General features: G+C 72.5%; 8 protein-coding genes and 4 tRNA genes. 1 reads left to right on the forward strand and 11 read right to left on the reverse strand.

Going from position 1 to position 9,882, the window contains the following annotated elements; all coding sequences use genetic code 11:
- Positions 1-35: 35 nt before the first annotated feature.
- The 3 genes from B351_RS0112495 to B351_RS0112505 all read right to left on the reverse strand — a co-directional run bounded on the left by B351_RS0112495 (position 36) and on the right by B351_RS0112505 (position 3,124).
- Entirely contained in the window at positions 36-1,658 is a 1,623-nt protein-coding gene (locus tag B351_RS0112495; RefSeq protein ID WP_019399373.1) for an FMN-binding glutamate synthase family protein, read from the reverse strand.
- A gap of 57 nt (positions 1,659-1,715) precedes the next feature.
- Positions 1,716-3,014 carry a nucleotide sugar dehydrogenase gene (locus B351_RS0112500; RefSeq protein ID WP_019399374.1) on the reverse strand — a complete coding sequence of 433 codons (1,299 nt, stop codon included), beginning with the start codon at positions 3,012-3,014 and terminating at the stop codon, positions 1,716-1,718.
- A gap of 23 nt (positions 3,015-3,037) precedes the next feature.
- Positions 3,038-3,124 (reverse strand) — tRNA-Leu (locus tag B351_RS0112505).
- A 117-nt stretch (positions 3,125-3,241) separates the two neighbouring features.
- Between B351_RS0112505 and B351_RS0112510 the strand changes: the two genes are divergently transcribed.
- Positions 3,242-4,252, forward strand: a complete 1,011-nt coding sequence (locus B351_RS0112510) for a LacI family DNA-binding transcriptional regulator (protein ID WP_026010684.1) — start codon at positions 3,242-3,244, stop codon at positions 4,250-4,252.
- 81 nt (positions 4,253-4,333) lie between these two features.
- On the opposite strand, the gene B351_RS0112515 is transcribed toward B351_RS0112510, so the two are convergent.
- From B351_RS0112515 to kdsB, 8 genes are all read right to left on the reverse strand, one after another.
- Positions 4,334-4,409, reverse strand: a tRNA-Gly gene (locus B351_RS0112515).
- Positions 4,410-4,431: 22 nt separating this feature from the next.
- A tRNA-Cys gene (locus tag B351_RS0112520) sits at positions 4,432-4,505 on the reverse strand.
- A 116-nt stretch (positions 4,506-4,621) separates the two neighbouring features.
- Positions 4,622-4,697 (reverse strand) — tRNA-Gly (locus B351_RS0112525).
- A 37-nt stretch (positions 4,698-4,734) separates the two neighbouring features.
- Complete coding sequence (pgsA, locus tag B351_RS0112530) at positions 4,735-5,367, reverse strand: CDP-diacylglycerol--glycerol-3-phosphate 3-phosphatidyltransferase (protein ID WP_019399376.1); 633 nt, start codon at positions 5,365-5,367, stop codon at positions 4,735-4,737.
- Positions 5,364-7,247 carry an excinuclease ABC subunit UvrC gene (uvrC, locus tag B351_RS0112535; RefSeq protein ID WP_019399377.1) on the reverse strand — a complete coding sequence of 628 codons (1,884 nt, stop codon included), beginning with the start codon at positions 7,245-7,247 and terminating at the stop codon, positions 5,364-5,366. Before uvrC ends, pgsA begins: the two co-directional genes overlap by 4 nt.
- On the reverse strand, positions 7,244-8,656 hold the full coding sequence (locus tag B351_RS0112540; protein ID WP_019399378.1) for a redoxin domain-containing protein: 1,413 nt from the start codon (positions 8,654-8,656) through the stop codon (positions 7,244-7,246). The genes uvrC and B351_RS0112540 overlap by 4 nt, the downstream gene beginning before the upstream one ends.
- Complete coding sequence (locus tag B351_RS0112545) at positions 8,653-9,150, reverse strand: low molecular weight protein-tyrosine-phosphatase (protein ID WP_019399379.1); 498 nt, start codon at positions 9,148-9,150, stop codon at positions 8,653-8,655. Before B351_RS0112545 ends, B351_RS0112540 begins: the two co-directional genes overlap by 4 nt.
- The coding region (kdsB, locus tag B351_RS0112550; RefSeq protein ID WP_019399380.1) for a 3-deoxy-manno-octulosonate cytidylyltransferase at positions 9,147-9,882 on the reverse strand (736 nt) is incomplete at its 5' end. The genes B351_RS0112545 and kdsB, both read right to left, overlap by 4 nt.

Raw genomic sequence — 9,882 nt, forward strand, 5'->3', positions numbered from 1 at the left:
GCCCGCCGCGCGCAGGCCGGATCGGCGGCGCCTGCTCAGCGGCTCTTGCTGGAGCGCAGCGCGGCCAGCCGCGGCGGCGGGCCGAAGCTGCGCGGGTCGGCATCGGCCCAGAATGCGCGGAACACCGCATGCGACGGGGTGCCGTGCAGCAGCTCGCCCGGTTCCAGGAAGTGGTACAGCGCGGCCAGCGAGCGGATCTCGGTCGGCGACACCCGGCGCAGGATGTGCTCCGGGCCCAGCTCGGATGGATGGTTGAGCCCGGCCGCGCACAACAGGTCGCGCAGCGCGCGCACGGTGTTGAGATGAAACTGGTAGACCCGGGTGGCCTTGTCCTGCGGGTCCAGGTTGCGCCAGCGGCGCGGGTTCTGGGTGGCGATGCCGGTCGGGCAGCGGTCGGTGTGGCAGCTCAGCGACTGGATGCAGCCCAGGGCGAACATGAAGGCGCGGCCGGCGTTGCACCAGTCCGCGCCCATGGCCAGGGTGCGGGCGATGTCGAACGCGCTGGTGATCCGCCCTGCCCCGGCCAGGCGGATGCGCTGGCGCAGGCCCAGCCCGACCAAGGTGTTGTGCACCAGCATCAGGCCCTCGTGCATGGGCACGCCGATGTGGTCCATGAACTCCACCGGCGCCGCGCCGGTGCCGCCCTCGGCGCCGTCGACCACGATGAAGTCCGGCAGCAGGCCGCTTTCGTGCATCGCCTTGGCGACGGCGAACCATTCCCAGGGATGGCCGATGGCCAGCTTGAAGCCCACCGGCTTGCCGCCTGAAAGTTCGCGCAGCCTGGCCACGAACTGCAACAGGCCCAGCGGGGTGTCGAACTCCGGATGGCTGGAAGGCGAGACGCAGTCGGCGCCCATCGGCACGCCGCGGGTGGCGGCGATCTCGGCGCTGACCTTGGCCGCCGGCAGCACCCCGCCGTGGCCGGGCTTGGCGCCCTGCGACAGCTTGACCTCGATCATCCTCACCTGCGGCCGCGCCGCCTGCTCGGCGAAGCGCTCCGGGTCGAAGCGGCCGTTGCCATCACGGCAGCCGAAGTAGCCCGAGCCCAGCTCCCAGACCAGGTCGCCGCCCGGCTCCAGGTGGTAGGGGGAGATCGAGCCCTCGCCGGTGTCGTGGTAGAAGCCGCCGCGGCGGGCGCCCTCGTTGAGCGCGCGGATCGCGTTGGCCGACAGCGAGCCGAAGCTCATCGCCGAGATGTTGAACACGCTGGCCCGGTACGGCTGGGCCGCGTCCGGGCCGACGGTGATGCGGAAGTCGTGGTCGGCGATCCTGGTCGGCGCCAGCGAGTGGTTGATCCACTCGTAGTCGGTGGCGTAGGCGTCCTGCAGGGTGCCGAACGGCACCACGTCCATCACGTTCTTGGCGCGCCGGTACACCAGCGCCCGCTGCTGGCGCGAGAACGGCACCTCGTCGGTATCGGCCTCGACGAAGTACTGGCGGATCTCCGGCCCGACCGATTCCAGCCCGTAGCGGAACCAGGCCAGCAGCGGATAGTTGCGGCGCAGGGTGCTGCGCTTCTGCAGCAGGTCGAGGGTGCCGAGGGCGACCAGCACCAGGCCGATGGCCGCGCCCCAGCCCCAGGAGGGCCAGCGCAGGGCCAGCGGGATCGAAACCAGCAGCAGGACCCAGGCGCCGGCGTAGCCGAGATAGCGGTGCATCGTGCCTCCTCGCGGGACGGAGCCCCGAGTCTAGCCAGACGCGCGCCGTGGCGTGGGCTACAGGCGCGCGTCCACCGCCTCGCGCGGCCACACCGACTTGACGTCGTACACCACCGCGCCGGGCCGTCCCAGCGCACGCACGCGCGCCGCGTCCCAGTCGCGGAACTGGGCATGGGCTACCGCCAGCACGATGGCGTCGTAGGCGCCCTGCTCCGGTGCCTCGCGCAGCGGCGCGCCCAGCGCGGCGGATTCGCCCGGGTCGGCCCAGGGATCGACCGCATCGACCCGGGCCCCGGCCGCACCAAGCTCCCGCACCAGGTCCAGCGCGCGGCTGTTGCGCAGGTCCGGGCAGTTCTCCTTGAAGGTCACGCCCAGCACCAGCACGCGCGAACCGGCCGGCTCGCGCCCGCGCCCGCGCAGCAGCCCCAGCACCCTGGATACCACGTGCCCGACCACGCGCTCGTTGACCTCGCGCGCGGTGTGGATCAGCTCTGGATGGAAGCCGGCGCTGCGCGACTTGTGCAGCAGGTAGTACGGATCCACGCCGATGCAGTGGCCACCGACCAGGCCCGGCCGGAACGGCAGGAAGTTCCACTTGGTGCCGGCCGCCTCCAGCACGTCGCCGGTATCGATGCCCAGGCGGTCGAACACCAGGGCCAGTTCGTTGACCAGGGCGATGTTGACGTCGCGCTGGATGTTCTCCACCACCTTGGCGGCCTCGGCCACCCGGATCGACGGCGCCGGCCAGGTGCCGGCGGTGATGATCGAGCGGTACAACTCGTCCACCGCGCGCGCGGCGGCCGGGTGCGAGCCGGAAGTGATCTTGCGGATGTCGGCAAGGCGCCGGTGGTGGTCGCCGGGGCTCACCCGCTCGGGGCTGTAGCCGCAGCTGAAGTCCACGTTGAAGCGCAGCCCGGAGCCGGCCTCCAGGATCGGCACGCAGATCTCCTCGGTGGTGCCCGGATACACCGTGGATTCGTAGATCACCAGGTCGCCCGGCTTCAGCGCCGCGGCCACCAGCGCGGTGGCCTGGCGCAGCGGCTCCAGGTCCGGCTCGTGGAAGGCGTCGATCGGGGTGGGCACGGCGACGATGTGGATCGCGCATTCGCGCAGCGCGGCCGGGTCGGAGGCCAGCTCCAGGCCGGTGGCGGCGGCCAGCGCCTGCGGATCCATCTCGCGCGTGCGGTCGTGCCCGGCGCGCAGCTCGGCCACGCGGGTGGCGTCGACGTCGAAGCCGGTCACCTGCCGCCGCGAGGCGAACGCCACCGCCAGGGGAAGGCCCACGTAGCCCAGTCCAATGACCGCGATCCTGGCATCCCGGGCGGGGAGCGGTACCTCGATGTCGGTGGCCTGCATGTGCCTCCAGCAGCAATGTGGTGTGGTGCCCGGGGCGGGACTCGAACCCGCAAGGCCTCGCGGCCGGAAGATTTTAAGTCTCCTGTGTCTACCTGTTTCACCACCCGGGCGGGCAGTCCGCGGCGCGCGCCGCCGGCGCATTGTGCCATTGGCGGAGGGTCCGCCGCGGCGGGCTCCGCTAGAATGGCCCACCACCCGCGGCACGACGCGGGTCACGGGGAGGAGCAGTGCGCGCCAGGATCGAGGATGTCGCCGCCGCCGCGGGCGTTTCCATGAAGACGGTCTCGCGGGTGTTCAACCGCGAGCCCAACGTCCGCGAGGAAACCCGGTTGCGGGTCGAGGAAGCCGCGCGGCAGCTGAACTACCGCCCCAACACCTCCGCCCGCAGCCTCGCCGGCCGGCGCTCGTACCTGGTCTCGCTGCTGTACGACAACCCCTCGCCCAGCTACATCATGGAAGTGATCGAGGGCGTGCTGGCGGCCTGCGAGCAGTCGCACTACGGGCTGACCCTGCGCCCGGTCGACTTCGGCCAGCGCGGCCACGTCGAGTCGGTGGAAACGCTGATCAGCCAGTACCGTCCCGACGGCCTGATCCTCACCCCGCCGCTGACCGACGATGCCGCCCTGGTCAGGCGCCTGCGCGAGCTCAACGTGCGCTACGCCACGATCTCGGCCAAGCGCGACGGCGGCGGCATCGGCGCCACCCTGGACGAACGCGCGGCGGCGGCGGACATGATGGCCCATGTCGTCGCCCTCGGGCACCGCCGCATCGGCCACATCGCCGGCCACCGCAGCCATGGCGGCCGCGCCTGGCGCCTGGCCGGCTACCTCGACGGCCTGCGCCAGGCCGGGATCGAACCGGACCCGGACCTGGTGGTGGAAGGCGAGTTCTCGTTCGAGTCCGGCATCGCCGGCGCGCGCCAGCTGCTGGACATGGCCGACCCGCCCACCGCGATCTTCGCCGCCAACGACGACACCGCCTGCGGCGTGCTGTACGAGGCGGCCGCGCGCGGCCTGCGGGTGCCGGAGCAGCTGTCGGTATTCGGCTTCGACGACACCCCGATCTCGCGCCAGGTCTGGCCCAGCCTCACCACGGTGCGCCAGCCCAGCCGGGAAATGGGCCGGATCGCCGCCCAGCAGCTGATCGCGGCGATCGACGGCCACGGCCCGGCGCACATGGTGCGGGTGCCGTACCAGCTGCAGATCCGCCACTCCACCGGCCCCGCCCCGCGCCGCTGAGCGCCGGCGGAAGCCGGAAACGACAAGGCCCCGCTCTGGCGGGGCCTTTGTCTTGCCGGCCGCTCGGGGCGGCTGGCGGATTGGAGCGGGAAACGGGACTCGAACCCGCGACCTCAACCTTGGCAAGGTTGCGCTCTACCAACTGAGCTATTCCCGCATGAGTTTTTCGCCGGTACCGATGGAGGCCTGGGTCGGAATTGAACCGGCGTACGCGGATTTGCAGTCCGCTGCATAACCACTCTGCCACCAGGCCGGTGACCGGTACCGCCGGCAGCCGGGCCGCCGGAACCCCTCAAAACAAAACCCCGTCTCCGGGGCTTGTCGAGCCGCCGCTCGCCCTCGATGGAGGGCTTGCCACGACCATCGAACTGGAGCGGGAAACGGGACTCGAACCCGCGACCTCAACCTTGGCAAGGTTGCGCTCTACCAACTGAGCTATTCCCGCTTGGGAGACGCGCATTTTAGGGTTTTCACGAAACCTGTCAACTGGTCCCGTGCATTTTCCTGGCCTTCGAACGCGCGGCCGAGGCCTCCTCGTCCGCGCGCAGCGCCGGCCAGGCCGCGTGCAGGTACTGGAAGCCCGACCACAGCGTCAGCAGCGCGGCGATCGCCAGCAGCCAGTCGCCGACGTGGAACACCGGCTCGCCCATCCAGATGCCCGCGGTCGAGCGGTTCGGGCTGACCGAGTACAGCAGGCAGGACAGCGCGATCATCTGCGCGGTGGTCTTGATCTTGCCGATCATCGCCACCTTCACCATCGCCCGCTGGCCCAGCTCGGCCATCCACTCGCGCAGCGCCGACACCGCGATCTCGCGGCCGACGATCACCGCCGCCCAGAACGCCATCCACGGGGTCGGATGGCCCTGCACGATCAGGAACAGGGCCACCGCCACCATCAGCTTGTCGGCCACCGGGTCGAGGAAGGCGCCGAAGGCCGAGTGCATGCCGTAGCGGCGCGCGACCCAGCCATCCAGCCAGTCGGTGACGGCGGCGAGGATGAACACGCCGGCGGCGGCGAAGTTGGTCCATCTGTAAGGCAGGTAGAACACCAGGACCAGCACCGGGATCATCATGATCCGCAGCAGGGTCAGCCAGGTGGGTACGGTCAGGGTCATCGGTCTTGCGCGGATTCGGAGCCAGGGACGGGCAGCCCGTGCAGGGTAGCGTAGATGCGGGCGGCCAGGGCCGCGTTGATGCCTTCGACCCGGGCGATCTCCTCCTCGCCGGCGGCCTTGAGCCCGCCCAGGCCGCCGAAATGCTTCAGCAGCGCGGCGCGGCGGCGCGGGCCGATGCCGGGGATGTCCTCCAGGCGGCTGGTGGTGCGCGCCTTCTGGCGCTTGCCGCGGTGGCCGGTGATGGCGAAGCGGTGCGCCTCGTCGCGCACCTGCTGGATGAACTGCAGCGCCGGCGAGGCCGCGCCGGGGCGCACCTCGCGGCCGTCGGGGAACACCAGGGTCTCGTCGCCGGCACGCCGCTGCTCGCCCTTGGACACGCCCACCAGCAGCACGTTCTCCACGCCCAGGTCGGCCAGTGCCGCGCGCGCCTGCGCCAGCTGCCCGGCGCCGCCGTCGATCAGCAGCACGTCGGGCAGGACCGCGTTGGAACCCGGCGGCGCCACGCCGGCCTCGGCCTCCATCGCACGGCGGAAGCGCCGCTCGATCGCCTGGCGCATCGCGGCGTAGTCGTCGCCCGGCTCGATCCCGGTGATGTTGTAGCGGCGGTATTGGTTGCGCACCGGCCCGGCCGGGTCGAACACCACGCACGAGGCCACGGTGGCCTCGCCCAGGGTGTGGCTGATGTCGAAGCACTCCACGCGCGAGGGCACTTCCTCCAGGCCCAGCAGCTCGCGCAGGGCCTCGCTGCGCACCTGTTGCGCGTTGCGGCTGGCCAGTTCGCTGGCCAGGGCCACCTTGGCGTTGCGCCTGGCCAGTTCCAGGTAGCCGGCGCGCTCGCCGCGCACGCTGGACTTCAGCGCCACCCTGCGCCCCGCCCCCTCGGCCAGCGCCGCCTCGATCACCTCGGCGTCGGGGATCGCGCGGTCCAGCACAATCTCCGGCGGCGCCGGCTGCTCGGCGTAGTACTGCGACACGAAGGCTGCCAGCACCTCCTCGGCGCTGTCCTCGCCGTTGGTGCGCGGGAAGAACGCGCGGGTGCCGAGGTTGCGGCCGTCGCGGAACGCCAGCAGCAGCACGCAGGCGTGGCTGCCCTGCATCTCGCAGGCGATCACGTCCAGGTTGGCGGCATGGCCGTCCACGTACTGCCGCGCCTGCATGCCGCGCAGCTGCGCCAGCAGGTCGCGCAGGCGCGCGGCCTCCTCGAACTCCAGCGCCTGGCTGGCCTTCTCCATCGCCGCCGACAGTTCCTTGCCCAGCTCGTCGCTGCGGCCTTCCAGGAACAGCGAGGCGCGGCGCACCGATTCGGCGTAGTCCTCCTCCGCCACCAGGCCCACGCACGGCGCGCTGCAGCGGCCGATCTGGTACTGCAGGCAGGGCCGGCTGCGGTTGCGGAACACGCTGTCCTCGCAGCTGCGCAGGCGGAACAGCTTGTGCATCAGGTTCATGGTCTCGCGCACCGCGCCGGCGCTGGCGTAGGGGCCGAAGTAGCGCCCCGGCACCGCGCGCGGGCCGCGGTGGAAGGCCAGCCGCGGCCACTGTTCGCGGGTCAGCAGCACGTACGGGTAGCTCTTGTCGTCGCGCAGGGAGACGTTGTAGCGCGGCGACAGCGACTTGATCAGCTGGTTCTCCAGCAGCAGCGCCTCGGCCTCGGTGCGGGTGACCGTGACCTCCATGCGCGCGATCTGGGCGACCATCGCCCGGATCCGAGGGGTCTTGGGCGTGTTGCTGAAATAGCTGGCCACGCGCCGCTTGAGCGCGCCGGCCTTGCCGACGTACAGCAGGCTGCCGTCGGCCGCGTACATGCGGTACACGCCCGGGGCCAGGCTCAGGCCGGAAACGAAGGCCTTGCCGTCGAACTCCGGTACCGCGGGGCTGCTCATTCGCTGATGGTCACGTCGCCCAGTTCGCCGGTGACGATGTCGTAGCGCAGCACGGCGTGGGCGTCGGTCTCGGCGATCCAGACCGCGCCGCCGCCGATCGCCAGGCCGGTCGGGCCGTGCAGGCGCCGCGGCAGGCTCACCGTGGTCAGTTCGCCGCCGCCCAGGCGCAAGGTGCGCAGGCTGCCGTTGCCGCTGTCGGCGATCCACAGCAGCGGCGCGTCCGCGCTCAGGGCGATGCCCTGCGGATGCTGCAGGCGGGCGCTGGCGCGCGGGCCGTCGGCGTCGCCGAAATCCCACATGCCCTGCCCCACCAGGGTCTGGACCAGGTCGCTGCGCAGCTGCAGCGAGCGGATCGCCGAGCCCAGCGCGTCGCACACGTACAGCACCTGCTGCACCGCGGCCAGCCCGGCGGGCTGGGCGAACGCGGCGATGGTGCGGGCGTTGCCGTCGCGCATCTCCAGGCGCCCGGTGCCAGCGCGCAGCGACAGCTCGCTGCGGCCCAGGTCGTAGCTCCACAGGCGGTTGTCGCCGGCGCAGGCGATGTGCACCTGGTTGGCGGCCACGGCCAGCGCCACCGGGTGGTCGAGCGAGGTGCCGGTGCTGGCCACCGGCCCTTCCACCGGCTCGCCGGGGCGACCGGTGCCGCACAGCGTGTCCACCGTGCCCTTGAGCAGGTTGATCCGGCGCAGGGCATGGTTGCCGGTGTCGGCCACGTACAGGAACTCGCGCTCCAGGGCCAGGCCCTGCGGGCGGTTGAACGCGGCCTGGTCGTGCGGGCCGTCCATCGCGTCGGCGGTGCCCAGGCCGAACTGGCGCAGGATGCGCCCGGCGTGGTTGCACTCCAGGATGCGGTGGTGCCCGGTGTCGGCGATGAACAGGCGCTCGGCGCTGACCGCCACCGCGGTGGGGAAGCGCAGCGCCAGGCGCGGCTCGGGCACGGTTTCCACCAGCCGCACCTCCTCCGGGTGCGGGGGCGGCGCGTCCGCGGCCAGGGCCGACAGCGCGCGGTCCAGGTCGCCGCCCAGGCCGACGATGCGCTCGCGCTCGCGGCCCTGCGCGTCGACCAGCAGCAGGGTCGGCCAGGATTCGATGCCGTAGCGCTGCCAGGCCGCCCAGTCGGCGTCCAGCAGCGCGGGGAAGCTGCTGCCATGGCGGCGCAGCAGCTTCAGCGAGCGCTGCGGCTGGCGCTCGCAATCGAAGCGCGGCACCTGCAGCACCAGCACGTGCAGCTTGCCCGGGTTGCGCGCCTGCCAGTTCGCCAGCTCCTGCAGGCGCTGGGTGCACCAGGCCGAGGCGGCGTTGACGAAGGCCAGCACGACCGGGCGGCCGCGCAGGTCGTGGAGGGAGGCCGGGTTGGCGTTGAGCCAGTCGAGGCCGGCGGGCAGTTCCTGGAGGGGCGCCGCGTTCATGGGGCGATTATGCCGGAGCCGGTGCGGCTGGAAAGCCGTTCGACCGCGGCCCGGGCCGCGGCGTCGACCAGGCTCCAGACTTCCTCGAAGTGTTCCTCCCCGCCGTAGTACGGATCGGGCACCTCGCCGCCGGGCACGGTCCCGGCCCAGTCCAGCAGCAGCGCGACCTTGCCGCGTGCCTGCGCCGGGGCCAGCCGGCGCACGTCGCGCAGGTTGTCGGCGTCGGCGCAGAGCAGCCAGTCGAAGTCCTCGAAGTCGCGGCTGCGGACCTGGCGTGCACGCAGGCCGCCGATGTCCACGCCGTGGCGGCGGGCGCAGGCGATGGCGCGGCGGTCCGGCGGCTCGCCGGCGTGCCAGCCGCCGGTGCCGGCCGAGTCCACCTCCACCCGCCCGGCCAGGTGCGAGGCGGCGATCCGGGCGCGCAGCGCGCCCTCGGCCATCGGCGAGCGGCAGATGTTGCCCAGGCACACGACCAGGATCCGGGTGGTGCTCATGCGCCCAGCTCCCGCAGGCGGGCCTCGGCGCGCTCCAGGTCCTCCTGGGTGTCCACGCCCGGCGGGAACGGCTCCGGGGTCAGGGCCACGGCGATGCGGTGGCCGGCTTCCAGCACCCGCAGCTGCTCCAGCGATTCGACCCGCTCCAGCACGCCCGGCGGCATCGCCGCGAAGGTGCGCAGGAAGCCGGCGTGGTAGGCGTAGATGCCGATGTGGCGCAGCCAGTGTCCGCCTTCCGGCAGCACGCTGCGGTCACGGGCGAAGGCGTCGCGCGGCCACGGCAGCGGCGCGCGGCTGAAGTACAGGGCGTCGCCGTTGGCGGCGCGCACCAGCTTGACCGTGTTGGGATCGAACAGGACTTCGGCCTCGGTCACCGGCGCGGCCAGGGTCGCCATCGCCGCCCCGCTGGCGGCCAGCAGCCGCGCGACTTCGCGGATGCCGCTGGCCGGGGCGAAGGGCTCGTCGCCCTGCAGGTTGACCACCAGGGTGTCGTCGCTCCAGCCGGCGATCGCGACGCATTCGGCCAGGCGGTCGGTGCCGGAAGCGTGGTCGGGCGAGGTCATGGCCACGCGCACGCCGGGCTGGCCGGCCACGGCCTCGGCCACGCGCGCGTCGTCGGTGGCCAGCCAGACCTCGCGTGCGCCGGCGGCCAGCGCGCGCCGCGCCACGTGCAGCACCAGCGGTTCCCCGCCGAGCGGGCGCAGCGGCTTGCCCGGCAGGCGGCTGGCGGCG

It is taken from the genome of Pseudoxanthomonas sp. GW2 (genome assembly GCF_000283075.1).
Taxonomy (GTDB): Bacteria; Pseudomonadota; Gammaproteobacteria; order Xanthomonadales; family Xanthomonadaceae; genus Pseudoxanthomonas.

Bases quoted from the DNA above. Each gene is read 5' to 3' on its own strand.
- B351_RS0112495 (WP_019399373.1), bottom strand. From the start codon at position 1,658: ATGCACCGCTATCTCGGCTACGCCGGCGCCTGGGTCCTGCTGCTGGTT.
- B351_RS0112500 (WP_019399374.1), bottom strand. From the start codon at position 3,014: ATGCAGGCCACCGACATCGAGGTACCGCTCCCCGCCCGGGATGCCAGG.
- pgsA (WP_019399376.1), bottom strand. From the start codon at position 5,367: ATGACCCTGACCGTACCCACCTGGCTGACCCTGCTGCGGATCATGATG.
- uvrC (WP_019399377.1), bottom strand. From the start codon at position 7,247: ATGAGCAGCCCCGCGGTACCGGAGTTCGACGGCAAGGCCTTCGTTTCC.
- B351_RS0112540 (WP_019399378.1), bottom strand. From the start codon at position 8,656: ATGAACGCGGCGCCCCTCCAGGAACTGCCCGCCGGCCTCGACTGGCTC.
- B351_RS0112545 (WP_019399379.1), bottom strand. From the start codon at position 9,150: ATGAGCACCACCCGGATCCTGGTCGTGTGCCTGGGCAACATCTGCCGC.